At 69.0% G+C, this 18,349-nt stretch carries 17 protein-coding genes; 7 read left to right on the top strand and 10 right to left on the bottom strand.

Annotated elements, in window-relative coordinates:
- Positions 1 to 58: 58 nt before the first annotated feature.
- From AFER_RS01345 to AFER_RS01335, 3 genes are read left to right on the top strand one after another with little or no spacing between them, the layout of a single operon-like run.
- Complete coding sequence (locus tag AFER_RS01345; protein WP_015797734.1) at positions 59 to 682, top strand: histidine phosphatase family protein; 624 nt, start codon at positions 59 to 61, stop codon at positions 680 to 682.
- On the top strand, positions 679 to 1,182 hold the full coding sequence (locus AFER_RS11450; RefSeq protein WP_015797733.1) for an Rv2134c family protein: 504 nt from the start codon (positions 679 to 681) through the stop codon (positions 1,180 to 1,182). Before AFER_RS01345 ends, AFER_RS11450 begins: the two co-directional genes overlap by 4 nt.
- Positions 1,143 to 1,865, top strand: coding sequence for an Rv2133c family protein (locus tag AFER_RS01335; protein ID WP_015797732.1), 723 nt, complete (start codon positions 1,143 to 1,145; stop codon positions 1,863 to 1,865). Before AFER_RS11450 ends, AFER_RS01335 begins: the two co-directional genes overlap by 40 nt.
- On the opposite strand, the gene AFER_RS01330 is transcribed toward AFER_RS01335, so the two are convergent.
- Positions 1,844 to 2,632 (bottom strand): SDR family NAD(P)-dependent oxidoreductase, encoded by a 789-nt coding sequence (locus tag AFER_RS01330; RefSeq protein WP_015797731.1) that lies wholly within the window; start codon positions 2,630 to 2,632, stop codon positions 1,844 to 1,846. The two genes, AFER_RS01335 and AFER_RS01330, sit on opposite strands and share 22 nt — an antisense overlap.
- A gap of 118 nt (positions 2,633 to 2,750) precedes the next feature.
- Positions 2,751 to 3,629, bottom strand: coding sequence for a metallophosphoesterase family protein (locus AFER_RS01325; RefSeq protein ID WP_015797730.1), 879 nt, complete (start codon positions 3,627 to 3,629; stop codon positions 2,751 to 2,753).
- 190 nt (positions 3,630 to 3,819) lie between these two features.
- Here AFER_RS01325 and AFER_RS01320 point away from each other — a divergent pair, with 190 nt between their 5' ends.
- Positions 3,820 to 4,713: a 1,4-dihydroxy-2-naphthoyl-CoA synthase gene (locus AFER_RS01320; RefSeq protein WP_015797729.1), complete on the top strand. Its 894-nt coding sequence runs from the start codon at positions 3,820 to 3,822 to the stop codon at positions 4,711 to 4,713.
- Between the two features lie 262 nt (positions 4,714 to 4,975).
- Positions 4,976 to 6,364 carry a chloride channel protein gene (locus AFER_RS01315; RefSeq protein ID WP_015797728.1) on the top strand — a complete coding sequence of 463 codons (1,389 nt, stop codon included), beginning with the start codon at positions 4,976 to 4,978 and terminating at the stop codon, positions 6,362 to 6,364.
- 31 nt (positions 6,365 to 6,395) lie between these two features.
- Here AFER_RS01315 and hemL read toward each other — a convergent pair whose 3' ends face one another.
- From hemL to AFER_RS01275, 8 genes are all read right to left on the bottom strand, one after another.
- Entirely contained in the window at positions 6,396 to 7,676 is a 1,281-nt protein-coding gene (gene hemL, locus AFER_RS01310; protein WP_049755512.1) for a glutamate-1-semialdehyde 2,1-aminomutase, read from the bottom strand.
- A complete protein-coding gene (hemB, locus tag AFER_RS01305) occupies positions 7,676 to 8,653 on the bottom strand; it encodes a porphobilinogen synthase (protein ID WP_015797726.1) in 978 nt (325 codons plus the stop codon). The genes hemL and hemB overlap by 1 nt, the downstream gene beginning before the upstream one ends.
- Positions 8,654 to 8,663: 10 nt before the next feature.
- Positions 8,664 to 10,136, bottom strand: coding sequence for a uroporphyrinogen-III C-methyltransferase (gene cobA, locus AFER_RS01300; RefSeq protein WP_015797725.1), 1,473 nt, complete (start codon positions 10,134 to 10,136; stop codon positions 8,664 to 8,666).
- Positions 10,136 to 11,011, bottom strand: coding sequence for a hydroxymethylbilane synthase (gene hemC, locus AFER_RS01295; protein ID WP_015797724.1), 876 nt, complete (start codon positions 11,009 to 11,011; stop codon positions 10,136 to 10,138). Before hemC ends, cobA begins: the two co-directional genes overlap by 1 nt.
- On the bottom strand, positions 11,011 to 12,243 hold the full coding sequence (gene hemA / locus AFER_RS01290) for a glutamyl-tRNA reductase (RefSeq protein ID WP_015797723.1): 1,233 nt from the start codon (positions 12,241 to 12,243) through the stop codon (positions 11,011 to 11,013). Before hemA ends, hemC begins: the two co-directional genes overlap by 1 nt.
- Before the next feature lie 630 nt (positions 12,244 to 12,873).
- Positions 12,874 to 13,848: a sigma-70 family RNA polymerase sigma factor gene (locus AFER_RS01285; RefSeq protein ID WP_245526011.1), complete on the bottom strand. Its 975-nt coding sequence runs from the start codon at positions 13,846 to 13,848 to the stop codon at positions 12,874 to 12,876.
- A 44-nt stretch (positions 13,849 to 13,892) separates the two neighbouring features.
- Positions 13,893 to 14,420: a hypothetical protein gene (locus AFER_RS01280; RefSeq protein WP_041661612.1), complete on the bottom strand. Its 528-nt coding sequence runs from the start codon at positions 14,418 to 14,420 to the stop codon at positions 13,893 to 13,895.
- Positions 14,408 to 16,123, bottom strand: a complete 1,716-nt coding sequence (locus AFER_RS01275) for an NAD+ synthase (protein ID WP_015797720.1) — start codon at positions 16,121 to 16,123, stop codon at positions 14,408 to 14,410. Before AFER_RS01275 ends, AFER_RS01280 begins: the two co-directional genes overlap by 13 nt.
- Positions 16,124 to 16,424: 301 nt before the next feature.
- Here AFER_RS01275 and AFER_RS10710 point away from each other — a divergent pair, with 301 nt between their 5' ends.
- A complete protein-coding gene (locus AFER_RS10710) occupies positions 16,425 to 17,705 on the top strand; it encodes a coiled-coil domain-containing protein (protein ID WP_015797719.1) in 1,281 nt (426 codons plus the stop codon).
- Positions 17,699 to 18,268 (top strand): NYN domain-containing protein, encoded by a 570-nt coding sequence (locus AFER_RS01265; RefSeq protein WP_015797718.1) that lies wholly within the window; start codon positions 17,699 to 17,701, stop codon positions 18,266 to 18,268. The genes AFER_RS10710 and AFER_RS01265 overlap by 7 nt, the downstream gene beginning before the upstream one ends.
- Positions 18,269 to 18,349: the final 81 nt, after the last annotated feature.

The following is an 18,349-nucleotide window of genomic DNA, read 5'->3' as shown; positions in this document are numbered from 1 at the left end:
GCGCCTTCGGCGCTAAGGTGACGAGGGTGCCAATCGCTCCTACCACAGCCACGGCCCGATGAGCGACCGACCGGCGACGCTGGTGCTGGTTCGCCACGGCCGCACACCGACGACCGGCACCGAGTTGCCGGGCCGACGGCCGGGTCTCGCCCTCTCGGACCGCGGCGAGGCCGAAGCGCGCCGCACCGCAGCGGTGCTTGCAGGGCGCTTCGATGCCATCAGGCTGTACTCGAGCCCGCTCGAGCGCGCTCGCCAGACGGCAGCCGCACTCGAGGCTGTCTTCGGCACCACCGCGATCGTCGACGACGACCTCGCCGAGGTCGACGTCGGCGCCTGGACCGGCTGGTCGTTGGGACGCGTGCGTCGCCGCAAGGAGTGGGCAACGCTCCTCGCGGCTGCGTCGACGTTCCGGTTTCCCGAGGGGGAATCACTCGTCGATGTGCTCGCCCGGATCCGAGGCTTCGCAACCAGGATCGCCGAGCGCCATCCCGGCGAGGTCGTCGTCGCCACCTCACACGCGGACCCCATCCGCCTGCTCGCCGCCGATGCGCTCGGTATCCACGTCGACGGTGTCCACCGGATCTGGGTCGAGACGGCCTCGTCGACCACCTTCAGCGTGACGCCGACGAGCCTTGGCCTGCTCACGCTCAACGAACGCACTGGGGCCAGGTGGCGGAGGTGAACGAGTTCGTCTGGGAGTTCGATCCTGCGGAGTTCGCGACCCTCGGCACCCACGGCAGACCCGGCGAACGCGTCTTCTTGTTCCAGGCTGGCGCCAACGGCGAGATCGTGACCCTCCTCGTCGAAAAGCTCCAGATGGCCGCCCTTGCCAGGGCCATCGCCACGGCGCTCGAGGACCTCGCGCGACCCGGCGAGCTGCCACCGACGACACCGCTCACCGAACCCGCCGAACCAGCCTTCCGCGTCGGCGAACTCCAGCTCGCGGTCGACGTGGATGCAGGAGTGCTCGTCATCGAGGCCATCGAAGACGAGCGCGACGTCGACGTCGAGCCACGTCGAGCACGGTTCACCCTCTCGCGGGAGCTCGCAGCGCGTCTCGCGATCCGCATCGCCGAGGTGGTCGAACAAGGCAGACCGACCTGTCCGCTCTGCGGCTATCCGATCAATCCCGAAGGCCACGCGTGTCCACGGACGAACGGGCATCGCGCCCCAGCGCGTTAGACGATCCTGCCATCCTCGACGACGAGGTTCGCCTCCTCGGGCGGATCACTGCGTCGTCCAACGGCGCCCACCTCGTCGAGCTGGTCCACTCCGGAGCACTCGCGATCTACAAGCCCGACGCCCTCGAGCGCCCGTTGTGGGACTTCCCCCCGGGGCTGGGCCGCCGGGAACTCGCCTTTCGAGCACTCGCCGAGTTCGTCGGCATCTGCCACGTGCCGCCTATCGTCGTGCGCCACGACCTACCCTACGGCAGCGGCACCCTCCAAGCCTTCGTGGACGCAGACTTCGACCTCACCTACTTCGAGCTCGTCGAGGACCAGGCCCACCACGAGTCTCTCGCGGTGATCGCGGCACTCGACATCGTCGCAAACAACGCCGACCGCAAGGGGAGCCACGTCCTCCTCGACGACGAGGGGCGACTCTGGGCGATCGACAACGCGCTCACCTTCCACCCGGAGTCGAAGCTACGAACCGTGATCTGGGATCTCGCGGGTCATCCGCTCCCCACCGCGTTGGCCGCACGTCTTGCCTCCTTGGCAGATGATCTGCCCGACGACCTCGCACGGCTGCTCGAGCCCGAAGAACGACGTGCGCTCCTCCAGCGAGCAATGCGTCTCGTTCGACGCGGCGCGCTCCCGCCCATGCCGGAGCACGGACGGCCCTATCCTTGGCCCCCGGTCTGAGAAGGGAGCCGTCGGCGCGGGCGCGGCCGCACCGACCCGAGACCGCCGTCGATGCCGAGCACGCTGCCGGTGATCCACGAGGACTCCGGGTCGAGCAAGAACGCCACGCCTCGGGCGATCTCGTCACCGGTGCCGATGCGACCCAGGGCGTGCAGCTCGATCGACGCCGCGAGCGCATCCTCTCGCTCGACGATCCCGCGCGTCATCTCGGCCTCGACGAGTCCGGGGGCGACCGCGTTCACCCGCACGCCAGCTCTGGCGAGCGTCGCAGCGGCCGATCGGGTCAGTCCTTCGACACCAGCCTTCGAAGCCGCGACGGCTTCGTGCGAGGCGAGGCCGACGTGGGCTGCCGCCGAGGAGATCAGCACGACCGAGCCACCGCGCGATCCCATCACGCGCTCGGCCACCCGCACGACCACGAAGGCGCTCGTCAGGTTGAGGCGCATGAGCTCCTCGAACTGCGCGATCGAGGTCCGTGCCGGCGTCGCAAGAAGGAAGCCACCGACGAGATGGGCGATGCCGTCCACCGAACCAAGGGCACCGGCTGCCGCCACCAGCGCCGCCTCGAATCGCTCGAGATCGCGCGCGTCAGCAACCTCGACGGCGGCGAGCGCGTCGGCGACCGGACCGAGGCGCTCGTGGAGCCGATCCCGATCGCGTACGACGACAGCGACCTCGGCGCCCCCCTCGACCAGACGCGTGACGAGCGAGCGGCCGACGGCACCGGTCGCTCCGGTCACGACATAGCGCGCAGCACCATGACTCATGGCAGGTGGCAACGCTCGCAGCGCCTCACAGCTTCCACACCGCGCACGGACCGCGGCGATCGTCGGAGCTCAGCGTCTGGCCGCGGCGGTCTCGCGACGGCGCCCGCGAACCGCGAACTCAATCGACGAGGGTGGGGCGACCGGTCCGACCGAGCGGCACCACGCCACTCCTGACGGCCCCCGCGTGGTAGGCCACGGGGTCGACACCCCCCAACTGATCGCTCGGCCAAAACGTCGTTCGCCCAGGCGCTTCCACCTGCTCGAAGCGCACCTCATCGCGCTCGACGTGCACGAGCCATCCCAGCGCGGGGCCTGGGCCGAGAGCTCCCGCGCTCAGCTGGAGCACACCACCTTCGAGGACCGCCGCGCTCGCCGCGTGCACGTGCCCGCACAGGTACGCGACGACCCGCGTGGACTGGACCATCAGACGATGGAGCTCCGCGACCTCGCCATCCACGTAGCCCATCGCGCCGAAGGACGCGAGCACGCCCGACTCGCGTACCGGCACGATCGGGTAGTGGCCAACGACGACCACGGGCGTCGTCGCACCTGCGAGCGCTCGCTCCAACAGCGCGAGCGCGCCATCGGGATCGCCGCGCCTCAGGCCGACGCCGACGACCAGGAGGTCACCCGTCGCACGCGCCACGAGCGGGCCCTCCCCGAAGGTCATACCGAAGTTCGTCCGGCTCCAGGGAACTGGTTCGTAGCGCTCGAAGACCGGAAATCGTTCGGCGCGCTCGGGATTGGCCCCGAGATCGTGGTTCCCGGGCACGACGAGCATCCGGCGCTCGAAGCCTTCCAGCCACCGGCGCGCCTCGACGAGCTCGCGGACGTCCCAGGTCCCGTAGCTCGTGAGATCCCCGCTCACGGCGAGCAGATCGAACGTACGAGAGCGCAGTGCGGTCCTTGCGCGGCGCAGACGCTCGCCGACGCCCACGCTCAGGCGCTCCGGAGCTCGCTCGTAGTGCAGATCGGAGATGTGCAGCAGCGTGGTCACGCCACCTCCTCACGTTTGCGCGGCGCCACTTGGCCGCCCCACCTCGACCGTAGTGAGCCCGTCCGACGACGAGGTTACGTCCAGCCGACGATTGGATGTCGGGACCCGCGCCCCCGAGCTGCGTGGTCGCTGGAGGCGCGCCTGCGCTCGAGCCTGAGACGACCGGGCGCGTCGTCGATAGCATGGCATCGTGCACCAGCCTGATCGGCCCTCACCGCTCTTCGACCCGTCGCTGTGGGAGCCCGTCGAAGGCTTCGACGCCACCGACATCACCTACCACCGCGCCCGTGAGGGCGGCTTCGTCCGCATCGCCTTCAACCGCCCCGAGGTGCGTAACGCCTTCCGGCCCCGTACGGTCGACGAGCTCGCACGTGCGCTCGAGGACGCCACGCTCCGCGACGACGTCGGTTGCGTGCTCCTGACTGGCAATGGTCCGTCCCCGACCGACGGCGGCTGGGCATTCTGCTCGGGCGGTGATCAACGAGTCCGTGGCGCAGAGGGCTACGAGTACCACGACACCGAGCACGCCCATGGACGCCTCCACATCCTCGAAGTACAGCGCCGCATTCGCACCATGCCAAAGGTCGTCATCGCCGTGGTGCCAGGCTGGGCGGTCGGCGGGGGCCACTCGCTCCACGTCGTCGCCGACCTCACCATCGCAAGTCGCCAGCATGCACGCTTCATGCAGACCGACACCCGCGTCGCCTCGGTCGACGGCGCGTACGGCTCGGCGTACCTTGCTCGTCTCGTCGGCCAGAAGCGCGCCCGCGAGATCTTCTTCCTCGGCTTCGACTACTCGGCCGAGGAGGCGTACGCCATGGGCATGGTGAACGCCGTCGTCGACCACGAGGACCTCGAGGCGGTTGCTGTCGCATGGGCGCGCAGAATCCTCGATCGCAGCCCGACCGCGCAACGCCTCGCCAAGTATGCGCTCAACCTGGTCGACGACGGCATGGTCGGCCAACAGCTCTTCGCGGGCGAAGCGACGCGCCTGCTCTATGGCACCCGAGAGGCAACGGAGGGCCGAGACGCCTTCCTCCAGCGACGCGAACCCGACTGGTCAGCCTTTCCCTGGTTGGCGTAGTCCGCCACGTCCTCGCGTCGTCACGGCTCCCCTGGGGCGGTGATCCGGTGGGGGATCCTCGCTGTTCCCGACCATCGCCGCCTAGCCTGGTGGGGCGGCTGGGTCGTAGTGACATGCATACTCATGCAGTAGCATGCGACGCGTTGCACTTGTCCGGACGTGACGGCCACTAGACTCAGCGCGCATACCCCGGCGGGTGCCGAGTGACGTCCGAGGCCCCGCGACAGCACCGAACGCAAGCGAGCGACTGGAGAGAGTCCCGATGGTCAAGGCGGACCGCGAGCATCCCTGGCACCTGCGTCGCGTTCGCTCACCCCAGCCGCTCATCAGGCGTCGACTCCCCACCGGGCGAGGCGCGACCGAGCAGCCCAACGCCACCGGCGATGGTGACGCAGAGCTCACGCTCAAGTTCTGGATTTTCCTCATCCTGACGGGCGTCGGGGCCGGGCTCTTCGGCGACCTCATGATGGTCATCCTCTTCAACGTCCAGCACATCACGTACCACTACCACATCGGCTCGTTCCAGGCGGCCGTCGGGCGCTCCGCGCCGATCTACCGCCTCGAGATGCTCACGCTCGCCGGCGCGATCGGTGGGCCCGCATGGTTCATCCTCTCGAAGTTCACCAAAGGTGAGCGCTCCGAGGTGGACGACGTCGTCTGGAAGGGCGAGGGCGATCTGCACATCCGCAAGAGCCTCGGCACCTCGATCATCCAAGAGGTCGTCATCGGCATGGGCGCCTCGCTCGGACGCGAGGCCGCCCCGAAGCTCCTCGGCGCGGTGTCCGGCAGCTACCTCGGCCGATGGGGCAAGCTGTCGCCAGCGCAGAAGCGCCTCCTCATCGCCTGCGGTGCGGGGGCAGGACTCGCCGCCGTCTACAACGTTCCCCTCGGCGGCGCCCTGTTCACCGCGGAGATCATGATGGGTGAGGTCACCCTGCCCGTCGTCCTCCCGGCACTCGCAGCATCCGTCATCGCCACGTACGTCGGCTACCTCTACCTCCCCGACCACGCGACCTACGTCGGGGTGGCCAACTACCAGTTCCACCTCGCCCAGATCGTCTTCGCCGTGATCGCCGGACCGCTGATCGGCCTCTTCTCGGTCGCCTTCGTGCGCCTCATGGGCCTCGTCACGCACCATCGCTTCACCGGTCGGTGGGTCCTCATCGGACCACTCCTGTCGTTCTCGATCCTCGGCTTCATCGGCATGCGCTATTTCCAGCTCTTCGGCAACGGCAAGGACATGGCGCACGCGGTCTTCTTGAACCAGCTCGGTAGCCTCGGCTTGCTCGCAGCACTCTTCCTCTTGAAGCCCATCGTCACCGCGATGGCACTGGGTACCGGTGCCTCCGGCGGCCTGTTCACCCCGACGTTGTCGACGGGCGCGGTCCTCGGCGGGTTCCTCGGCGGCATCTGGTCGTTCGTCATGCCGGGGGCAGCGATCGGCTCCTACGCCATGATCGGCGCGGCGGCGATGATGGGTGCCGGAATGCAAGCCCCTCTCGCGGGGATCGTGCTGGTACTGGAGCTCACCCACTCGGGCCTCGACCTCATCGTGCCGCTCATGATCGCAACGGTGCTCGCGACCGCGGTGGCACGCACGGTCGACGGCTACTCGATCTACTCCGCGCGCCTCGCAGGCGCGGGCGAGTGATCAGCGCGCTGGCTCCGCGCGCCTCCACCCGTTAGCGCACAGGCCCGGCGACGAACGCGTCACGGGCGGCCGCCGAGGCGATGTCGATCGTCCGGTCGACGTCGTCGGCGCTGTGCGCGAGTCCCGGGAAGAGGATCTCGTACGGGCCTGGCGCGAGCGCGATCCCTCGTCGCAGCATCGCATGAAAGAACGGGGCGTACCAACCCGACCCGACGGCCCGGCGAGCATCGGCATAGGTACGCACCGGTTCGTCGCTGAAGAACAGGCCCAGCAACGAGGCCACCTGCGGAACCTGCACCGGGAGCCCCGCCTCGGCGATGACGGAGGCAAGGCCGGTCGCGAGCGCCCGTGCGCGCCCCTCGAGCTGCGGGTACGACCCGGCGTCGAGGAGTTCGAGCGCGACGGCGCCAGCGGCGGTCGCGACGGGATTGCCCGAGAGAGTGCCTGCCTGATAGATCGAGCCAGCGGGGGCCAGGTGATCCATGATGGTCCCTGGCCCGGCGACGGCCCCGATCGGGAGACCGCCGCCGATGACCTTCCCGAAGCACCACAGGTCCGGTTGCACGCCGAGCAGCTCGCTCGCACCCCCGCGCGCCACGCGGAACCCGGTGATCACTTCGTCGAAGATGAGCAGCGCTCCCACGCGCTGGGTCTCGGCGCGCAGGCCCTCGAGGAATCCCGGCTCCGGCGCCACGAGCCCCATGTTCGCCGCGATCGGCTCGACGATGACCGCAGCCACGCGCTCGTCGAGCGTGGGCACCTCCTGGTAGGGGACGACGATGGTGTCGGCCACCGCTCCATCGGGGATCCCGGCAGACCCCGGGAGCGACAGCGAGGCCACCCCGGATCCAGCGGCCGCGAGCAGCGCGTCGCTGTGGCCGTGGTAACAGCCATCGAACTTGACGATCCGCGATCGTCCGGTCACGCCTCGCGCCAATCGGATGGCCGTCATGGTCGCTTCGGTGCCCGAGCTCGTGAGGCGCACCCGCTCGACGCCGGCCACGCGATCGACGATCGCGCTCGCCAGCCGGATCTCGCCCACCGTTGGTGCACCGAAGGTGGTCCCTCGGGCGGCCTGATCGGCGATCGCGCGCGTGATACGCGCATCGGCGTGACCATGGATCACCGCCCCGTACGACTGGACGTAATCAAGGTAGCGCCGCCCCTCGACGTCGATGACCCACGCACCCTCGCCCCGCTCGACCACATACGGCGTGCCGCCGACGGACGCGAACGAACGCACCGGGGAATTGACCCCGCCGACCATGAGTTCGGACGCGGCACGGAACGCCGCTTCGTTGGACTCGAAGATCATCGCAGCCACGGCGCTGCCTCCTTGGCAAAGTAGGTGAGGATGCCGTCCGCTCCGGCTCGTCGGATGGCGACCAGCGACTCGAGCACCGCCAGACGGCGATCGAGCCAACCGTTCGCGCTCGCCGCGACGATCATCGAGTACTCACCCGAAACCTGGTAGGCAAGGACCGGCACCGGTGAGCGTTCGGCGACGTCCGACAGCACGTCCAGGTAGAAGCTCGCCGGCTTGACCATCACCAGGTCCGCGCCCTCGGCGACGTCGAGGTCGACCTCTCGCCACGCCTCGCGACGGTTGCGGGGATCTTGCTGGTAGCTCGCGCGGTCGCCGCCGCCTGCGATCTCGACCTCGACCGCGTCGCGGAAGGGGCCGTAGAGAGCCGATGCGTACTTCGCGGCATAGGCGAGGATGCCGACGTCGTCGAATCCATGAGCGTCGAGGGCCTCACGGATGGCGGCGACCTGGTGATCCATCATGCCGGAGGGGCCGACGAAGTGGACGCCCGCGCTCGCAAGGGCCACGGCGAGCGCCTGGTAGCGAACGAGGGTGGCGTCGTTGTCGACGCGTCCGGCAGCATCGAGCACCCCACAGTGCCCGTGCGTGGTGTACTCGTCGAGGCAGAGGTCGGCCACCACTGTCACGTCCGTTGCGAAGCGCGCAACGAGCGCCGCGATTGCGCGCTCGAGCACGAAGTCCGCGCGGCACGCGAGCGAGCCGTCCTCGTCCCGCTCGTCGGTGACGCCGAAGAGGATCACCGTTCGTACGCCGACGGCGAGCGCCTCGTCGACCTCTCGAACGAGCGAGTCCACCGTGTGCTGGACGACCCCAGGCATCGACGCGATGGGCACGGGGGTCGAGATCCCTTCCTTCACGAACAGCGGGAGCACGAGCTGTTGGGGTCTGACGACGGTCTCAGCAACGAGGTCACGAAGCGCCGGCGTGGCACGCAGGCGCCTGGGCCTTGGGAACGAAGCCATGACGACGAGCCTAGGGCGCCTCGGATCGAGGCACGAGCCGACCCGCTTCGCGCGCCTCGCGAATCACCTCCACGAGGCCATCGGCGTCGTAGTGCGTCGCGGTCAGCGCGACCGGCCACCCTCGCCGCACCAGCGCCTCCTCGGTGACGGGCCCGATCGCCGCCGCGGCCCGAGGGACGAGCCCCGGGTACTGGGTCGCGAAACCCTCGACGGTGGACGGTGCCGTGAACACGACGAGATCGGCGCTCTCGACGAGCTCTGGAGGCACGCTCGCCGCTGCTGTGCGCGTCTCGTACGCCTCGACGACGTCGACGCGCCACCCCTTCGCCTCGAGGCCCCGTGGCACGACGTCGCGGGCCTGGCGTGCCCTGGCGATGAGCACCGAGCCAGGACCAGGGCCGAACACCTCGACCAGCCCCTCCCCAACCCACGTCCCGGGGATGAGATCGGCCGTGAGGTGGACCCGCTCGAGCGCCCGAGCGGTCGCGGGGCCAATGGCCGCGATGCGCACGCCACCGAGACGCCGAAGGTCGCCGATGCCTCCTACGACGCGATCGACGGCGTTCTGCGAGGTGAGGACGAGCCAGTCGTAGTCCTCGATGTGCGAGAGCGCCGCGGCCAGTGCGGCACCGCCATCCGACGGCGGACCGATCTCGATCGCCGGGCTCGCCACGACGACGGCACCGAGATCGCGGAGGCGCACCGCGAGCGCATCTGCGACCGCTCTCGGGCGTGTCACCACGATACGGAGGCCACCGAGCGGCAGCGAGGGTCGCCATCGGCGCCGCGGATCGACCACGCCGCCGATGATGATCGTGCTCGGAGACGCGACAGGCACCGACCCGAGCGCCGCGAGGCTCGTCCAGCGGACCTCTTCATCGATCCACGATGCGCGTGTCACGACCGCGACCGGGGTCTCACCAGGAGCTCCGGCGCCCATCAGCTCCTTGGCGATGGTCGCACGAGAAGCGGCCCCCATGAGCACGACGAGCGTGAGCCCACTCGCGACGAGTGCACGCCAGTCGTAGTCGAGCGACGCGTCGCCGTGGCGATGACCGGTGATCACACAGAAGCCGTCCGCCACGCCCCGATGGGTGAGCGGGACACCGACGAGGTCCGCCGCGGCCGTCGCACTCGGCACGCCAGGGACCACCTCGACGGCGACCCCCGCTGCCAGCAGCGCCTCGAGCTCCTCTCCGCCGCGACCGAACAAGAACGGGTCGCCGCCCTTCAGCCGCACGACGAGCTCATGGCCGCGGGCGAGGTCGATCAGGAGTTCGTTGATGGCAGCCTGCGAGAAGGGTGCTCCAGCACGCTTGCCGACGTCGTGCACCGCGACCGCCGGCCGCACCTCGGCAAGCACACGTCGATCAACGAGAGCGTCGGTGACGACGACGTCGGCCGCACGCACGAGCCTCAGACCGCGGAGCGTGAGGAGCTCTGGGTCGCCAGGGCCGGCACCGACGAGCGCAACGCGTCCCATCAGGGACGAGCTCCGACGAGTGCGTCGGCGCCCAGGCGCCGCAGCACCTCGGCGACCGTTGCACCGAGCGTCGCGGGATCGACTCCCTCGCGCTCGACCTCCAGCTGGCGCGTGCCATCGGGATCAACCGCGACCGCCCGGAGCCGCAGACTCGACCCATCGGCATGGGCCCGCGCACCGAGCGGGAGCGCGCAGCCGGTACCGAACGCGGCGAGGACGGCCCGCTCCGCCTCGATCTCGCGGCGGCTCCGATCGTCGTCGAGGGACCGAAGGCGCTCGATCAGCCCATCGGCGTCGGGGGCACACTCCACCGCAATGGCCCCCTGACCGGCCTGTGGACAGAGGACCTCCTCGGGGAGCGGCCACCAAGGCGGCTCCTCGAGGCCGAGGCGCTCCAGCGCGGCGACAGCCATCACGATCGCATCGAGCTCCCCAACGCGACCGAGACGGGTCGCGATGTTGCCGCGGATCGATACCACCTCGAGGTCAGGGCGGAGGAGGCGCAGCTGCGCAGCTCGACGCGGGGCCGATGTGCCGACCCGAGCGCCGATCGCGAGCTCCTCCAGCCGCGCGCCCACGATCGCGTCGCGGGCGTCCGCGCGCTCGAGCACCGCCGCGAGCAGGAGCGGGCCTGCGGCTGTGGGCAGATCCTTGGCACTGTGGACCGCGATGTCGGCCTCGCCACGCACGACCGCGGCCTGCACTTCCTTGACGAAGACGCCCTGGCCACCGATCTCGGCAAGCGAGCTCGCCTGGTCGCGATCACCTGCGGTGTGGACCTCGACGAGCTCGTAGCGACCGAGCCGCTCGCCGACCAAGCTCGCCTGCCAGCGCGCCAAGGCGCTACGACGAGTGGCGATGCGTACCGGAGCCATCACAGATCGAAGAGCGTGCGCACGCTCGCGAGCAATGCGCCGAGATCCTCCGACGAGGCGTGAGCACGCAGGGCCTTGCTCGGCTCGTGGAGCACCTTGCGAACCAGACGATGGCTCAGTTCCTCGAGTGCGGCTCTCGCCTTCTCGTCGTCGCCGACGCGAGCGAGCGCGCGCTCGAGCTCCGACTGGCGCAACGCCTCACCCCACGCGTGCAGACGAGCGAGGGTGGGGTTGAGTTCACCAGCGTGGAGCAGCACTCCGTCGTTGGCGAGCGCCCGCTCGATGATGAGTTCCGCATCGGTGAGCGCCTCACGCCGCTTCGACAGTTGCGCCGCGACGAGTTCGTTGACCTCCTCGAGATCGACCAGCTTGACGCCGTCCACGGCGGCAAGCGCCGGATCGGCAGCACGAGGCCGACACAGATCGACGATCCGCAAGGGGTGTCCGCTCGGCATCATCGACGCATCGAGCACTGCCGAATCCGTGGTGGTCGCCAGCACCACGGCGTCCAACGATTCGATGATGCTCCGGAGCTGCTCGAAGGCTCGGACCTCGACGCCGACGGGTTGCTGACTCAGGACGTCTGCCCGACGGGTGAGCACCGTCACCGAAGCCCCGCGTTCGCTGAGCACGCGAGCCACCTCGGATCCGATCGCACCGGTGCCGACAACCCCGACCGCCACGTCGCGCGCGGATGCTCCGTCGAGAGCCAGCTCGGTCGCCATCGTGACGACCGAAGCCGAGCCGTGCGTCAGTTCGGTACTCGCGCGCACGTCCTTGGCGACCTCGAGCGCTCGGTCGAAGACGCGCGTCAACTCGCCACCTGCGAGACGTCGACGCTGAGCCCGTGCGATCGCGTCCTTCACCTGAGCCACGATCTCGGACTCGCCGATGATGACCGACTCCATACCCGCGCTCACGCGGTAGAGATGACGGAGCGCGCCGGTGCCGAAGTGGACGGTCGCGAGCTGCTCGACGAGACTCCGCGGCACGTCCAGGACCTCGGCGAGCACGCCAGCTGCCTGCTCGACGGCGGCATGGAACTGCGTCACGGCAAGGTACAACTCGGTGCGCGCACACGTTGCGAGCACAGCGGCCTCGACAATCGCTCCCTTGGCGACCAGACGGGCGAGACCGTCCTCGAGGCGCTCGGTCCGGTCGCGGTCGAGCGCACACGCCTCAAACCGGCCACCGACCTCACGTTCCGCGATGCTCAGAGCAACGAGCGACACCGGACCTCTCTTTGGCACCCATCCGACGCCACAGCATCACACAGCGGCGCACTACCAGCCTACCGGCGAGGCGTCGGTCAGGACCAGTCGGGCCGGCCCGGGCATCTGACAACCCTCAGGCGAGGCCATCGCCAGCTCCTCACTCGAAGACCCGGACGACCTCGTTGGGCACCGACCTCACCCGGGAGATGCGCCATGACGACCGACAGCCCCAACTGTTGCCCTCGGCCTTACGACCCATCGGAGCCAAGCCGTCCGAACATCAGGCCACCCGAGCCTCGGCCTCGTGCGTCTCGGGCTCAACGGGCGACCTTTGCCACGACGCCATGCGCCGCGACCGTCGCGCTGGCTCGTGGCGCCACGACACTCGACCGCGCCCTTGAGGATTCCCATCCGATCGGGCCACCCGACAACACCGGCCTCAGCAGGTCGGTCCTCCGACCCGCCGGTTTGCACACCATGGCCGCAAAGGGCGTGGACACGACTGCCCACGCCCCCACGAGCTATGCGAGCGTTTCGCGAACCTTCTTCACCGCGAACGCAGCGAGGGCTCCGAGAACCGCGAGGATCAACAGCTTCTTCATGCATCCAGCCTAGCCGCGACGGGCCGCGATCTCGGAACGGCAGCGGCTATCCGGTCAACAGGTCGCGCGCGCCGATGTCAGCAGATGGGTGCCGCAACTTCGACATCGCGCGCGCCTCGATCTGGCGGATGCGCTCCCTGGTGAGGTGGAAATACTCTCCGACCTCCTCCAGCGTTCGAGGCTCCCCGCGATCGAGACCATAGCGAAGCCTCAGGATCTCGCGCTCACGCCCGTCGAGCGGAGCGAGCAGACGAGACACCTCCGACGGGAGCAGGTGCTCGGCCGCGACGTCGAAGGGCGTCGCCGACTGGCTGTCCTCGACCACGTCGCCAAGCTCAGCATCACCGTCGTCGCGCAGTGGCTCCGACAGCGAGACCGGCTCGGCACGGAAGCGAAGCGCCTCGACCAGCTTGTCGTAGGGCAGATCCACCTCGGCAGCGAGCTCACGAACCGTCGGGGCACGCCCGAGTCGTACCTCCAGCTGGACCTGGGCTCGCTGGACCCTCGAGAGCGAGTCACCAGCGTGGACCGGAAGGCGAATGGTTCGGCCCGTGTTGGCGATACCTCGAGTGATCGCCTGACGAATCCACCAGGTGGCATAGGTCGAGAACTTGAAGCCCTTACGCCAGTCGAACTTCTCGACCGCATGGATCAGACCCATGTTGCCCTCTTGGATCAGGTCCAACAGGGGTAGTCCGGAAGCCTGGTAGCGCTTGGCGATCGAGACGACGAGGCGGAGGTTTGCCTGGATGAAGGCGCGCTTGGCTTCTTCTCCCTGCCGCACCAGCTCCTCGAGCTCGGCCCTGCGCGCAGGTTCCTTCACACCGGCATCGAGCTGACGCTGGGCGTCACGCGCACGATCCATACGCCGACCGAGTTCGGCCTCGTCATCCTTGGTGAGCAGCTCGTGGCTGCCAATGTCTCCGAGGTAGAGCCGGACGAGGTCCTCGTCCTCACGTTCCTGACGTTCCTTCGTCACGAGTTCCCCACCCCCCGAGGACTCCTGGCTCGCTGGATGCACGAACCGATGCGGAGCCGAGCCACGCAGGACAGCACGCATTCATGCTATCGATCGCGGCCGTTCGTACCGACGCTCCCGTCGATACCGAGTTGCTCGCGCCATGTCGCAAGGCTCGAGCCCAGCTCGCGTGCCCAGGCGGCGAGGTTCGTCTGGCCGGTCCCGCTCGACGACCCGAGCCCTCGTGCGACCAGTTCGAGTTCGTCGAACCCCACACGCAGCGTCTCACGCCACCGATCCACGTCGAGGGCCTCCTCGGTGGGTGCGATCTCGACGAGGCGATCACGCAGCGCCGCGAACGCGTCGTTGCCGTCGAGGGCCACTGGCTGGAGCAGATCGGGCTGTGGATGCAGGTCCAAGTGGGCAAGCTCGCCCGCATGTCCTCCGAGAACGCGTGAGCACTCGAAGCTGGCCCTCACCAATACGTCCGGCAGGCGCGCGTCTGCGCACACCCGTGCGAGATCGATGAGCACCGCCGAGAGACGCCGGATGAGTTCGGAAACCTCCGCGAGCGGTAACCACCAATCACCACCACCCAGCCACCTGGGACGCAGCTCGTCGGTCACAACCGCCACCGGTTGACGATCGGCATCCGTCGGTCCTTGCCGAAGGCGCGCTCTGAGATGCGCGGGCCGATGGGTCCCTGGCGTCGCTTGTACTCCGCGCGATCGACCATCGCCTCGATGGTGCGCGCGAGCTCAGGATCGACGCCCTCGCACTCGGCCGCGGTGCGATCCTCGTCGATCAGGGAGCGCAGCACCCGATCCAGGATCTCGTACGGTGGCAGCGAGTCCGTGTCGAGCTGACCGGGCCGCAGCTCCGCCGACGGCGGCTTGGCGAGAATAGCCGTCGGGATCCGGTCGATGCCCGCCCGGTCGTTCACCCACCGCGCGAGGGCGTAGACCTGTTCCTTGTAGAGATCGCGCAGGACCGCGAAACCCCCGGCCATGTCGCCATAGAGCGTCGAATAGCCGACCGCGAGCTCGGATTTGTTGCCGGTCGTGAGGACGAGCCGCCCGCTGGCGTTCGACAGTGCCATCATCACCGTCCCGCGTACGCGGCTCTGGAGGTTCTCCTCCACGACCCCGGACGTCGCCGTGGCAGGTGAGAGCATCTCGAGGAGCGCTGCGTGCGCCGGCTCGATGGCGATGACCTCCAAGGTGACGCCGAGACGGTCGGCGAGCAGACGAGCATCGCGCAGCGAGCCCTCGGAGGAGTACCGCGATGGCAAGGCCACGAGGGTCAGCGCATCCGGCCCGAGGGCGTCGACCGCGATCGTCGCCACCAGCGCCGAATCGATCCCGCCGGACACAGCGACGAGTGCACCCGGTACGCCCGTCTTGCGCACGTAATCGCTGGTTGCGAGGACCAACGCTGCGTAGACCTCGCCGGGGTCGAAACCGTCGACCGGAGCCGGGGCGAGCGGCATCGGATCGCGCGCCACGCGCACTCCGGGTGTGGCGAGTCGGACGGCAGGCTCGCTCGACGTGCCGAGCGCGACCTTGCCCCGCGGGTCGACGAGACGCTGTCGGTAGCGGTCGCCTCGGAGCTCGAGCTCGACGACGAGGTTCGCCTCGCGAAACTGCGGTGCGCGTGCGATGACCGCACCGACCGCGTCCACCACGAACGATCCGCCGTCGAAGACGAGTTCGTCCTGTCCGCCGACGAGGTTGACGTAGGACACCGCGACGTGGGCGTCGGCGGCTCGCACCGCGACGAGCCGCTCGCGAGTGGCTTGGCGACCAGCCTCGTACGGCGAGGCGTTGATCACGACCACGACTTCGGCACCAGCGACGGCTGCCTGCATGATCGCACCCGTCGGGGACCACGCATCCTCACAGATCGCCAGCCCGAGACGCACCCCGTTGACCTCGACCACCGGCGGCGCCACCGAGCCAGGCTGGAAGTAGCGAGCCTCGTCGAACACGGTGTAGTTCGGGAGGAGCTGCTTGTGATAGACCGCTTGGACCGCACCGTCGGCGAGGACTGCCGCGCTGTTGTGGAGGTCGCTCTCGCGATCGACGAAACCGACGACGGCGACGATGTCACGACAGGACCCGGCGAGCTCGTCGAGCGCGGCTCGCTGCTCCTCGATGAACGCGGGCTTGAGGAGCAGATCCTCGGGTGGGTACCCGGTCAACGTCAGCTCCGGGAACGCCACGACGTCGACGCCGGCTGCACGTGCCGACTCGATGGCAGCACGAACCGCGTCGCGATTGCGCCGAACGGCCCCCACGGTCAGGTTGAGCTGCGCAGCCTGGATCACGAGGGAGCGCACGCGACCACGATAGTGCCGCGCTCGGCGCCACGCGGACCCAGGGATCGGAACCCGCGCCGCCAATCCCGTCGTCCCGACCGCCCGTCACCGTTTGCTCGCCGCGTCCGATGGGACACGGCTCGAGCTCCTCCCAGGCAGCACGGCAACTTTGGCAACATTGCCACAGAGCACCCGAGCCCCGAGTCCTCGCCCGCTAGGCTCGCGGTGCCGGCGCCCACGACGGGCTCAACCGATTGTCGACCATGCCGATGACCTCGTCGAGGACGTCGGAGGTCCCCGAATCTCGCACGGAGGTTCGCTCGTGCGTTGGAAGACGCTTGTGACGACGACCGTTGCCACAGCGATCGCCACGTTCGCCGTGGCGACACCGAACGTGACACCCGCTGACGCAACCACCCAACTCTCCCAGGCCAAGGCTGAGGCCGCCCAGCTCACTGCCCAGATCTCCAAGCTCGATCAACAGGCCCAGGCAGCCATGAACACCTACGATCAGCTGCAGCTCAAACTCGCCACGACGAAGAGCCAGATCGCCACCCTCCAAGGGCAGATCGTTCGCCGAGAGGCCGACGTCGCCCGGCTCAAGGCCAAGGTCGCCTCGGAGGCGGTGAACATCTTCACGCAAGCAGGGGCGTCCTCGTCGGTGATCTCGATCGCCAAGGGCACCCCGAACGACGCGGCCATCATCCAGACCGACGTCACCGCCGCGACCGCGAACCAGGAAGCCGCCGTTGCAGCCTACGTCACCGCCAAGCAGGCCCTCGAGCTCCAGCAAGCCTCGCTGCGAAGCGCCATGAGCGATCTTGCGACCCAGAGCGCACAGGCTCAGTCCGCCGCCCAAGCAGCCCAGAACGCCCAGGCGCAGGCCCAGGCCCAGCTCGCGAGCGTCAACTCCCAGATTCAGCAGCTCGTCGCCCAGCAACTCGCGGCCGAACAAGCGGCCCAGGCCCAGGCGGCAGCCGCGGCAGCCCAGCGCGAGGCGGCAGCACTCGCAGCCGCCCAGGCCCAGCAAGCCCGTGCCGCCCAGGACTCAGCACCCACCCCGGCCGTGGTCGTGAGCCCGAGCGGCGGGTCGGCCCCAGCCCCAACGCCGACCAGCCCGAGCGGCTACGTCAATCCGCTCGCCGACACCCAGATCCTCCAGGTCGAACGGATCGACCAGGGTGTGGATTACCTCTGCAACGGCCCGATCACCGCGCTCGGGGCCGGCAGGATCGTGAGCACCTACGAAGGCGGCTGGCCCAACGGCGTATTCCTGGATTATCAACTGACGAGCGGTCCAGCCGCTGGCGACTACGTCTACGTCGCCGAGGACGTGGTCCCAACGGTCGCCGTAGGCCAAGCGGTGAGCGCTGGACAGCAGATCGCAACCTGTTTCCCGGGATCCGACGGCATCGAGACCGGCTGGGCGGCGCCGGGCGGGATCGGCGAGGCCTACGCGGGCTACGCCGGCCAGTGGAACAACTCGAACTCCACGGCCTTCGGACTCAACTTCTCACAGCTCCTGTCGGCACTGGGGGCCCCGGGCGGGATCGTCTACGGGCCGGTGGTCGGCTCACTCCCGGCGGGGTGGCCGGGGTGGTAGCGCCGGTCACGTTCTTGCTCGTCGACGGTGAGAACATCGACGGCGTCCTCGGCCAGATCCTGGGCCACCGGCCAGAACCCAACGAGCGACCTCGCTGGGATCGAGTCGCTGGCGCCGCAGCGTCGTGGGGATCGGCGCCGCTGAAGAGCTACTTCTTCATCAACGCCACCTCAGGCCTCATCCCCGGGCCGTTCATCCAGGCGATCCGCTCCCACGGCTACACGCCGGTCCTCCTCTCGGGTCCCGGCAAGGTCGTCGACGATGCGATCGTGGCGACGCTCGGCGAGATCGGACGGCGTCACGGGTCCGTCGTGCTCGCCTCGCACGACGCCGACTTCGCTCCGGCACTCGAGCAGCTCCTCGACCACGGTCACCGCGTCGCGCTGGCCTGCTTCACCGAGTACGTCGCGGGCCAGCTGCTCAACCGACACGACCTCGAGCTCCTCGATCTCGAGCGCGACATGCACGCGTTCCTCGACGACGTCGTCCTGCCGAGGGTTCGGATCATCCCGATCGACGAGTTCGACCCGCGCGCGCTCCTCGGGAGCGCAGGCCTCGCCTGAGCTGGCCATCGTCGAGCGCCCTGTGGACGTTGCTCGATCGTGTCGCGCTCGATCCCATCGCACCAAAACCCATGACAGCAA

The sequence above is a fragment of the Acidimicrobium ferrooxidans DSM 10331 genome (assembly GCF_000023265.1).
Taxonomy (GTDB): Bacteria; Actinomycetota; Acidimicrobiia; order Acidimicrobiales; family Acidimicrobiaceae; genus Acidimicrobium; species Acidimicrobium ferrooxidans.
The sequence above is the reverse complement of the archived record's forward strand: the minus strand, read 5'-3'. Positions and strand labels throughout refer to the sequence as shown.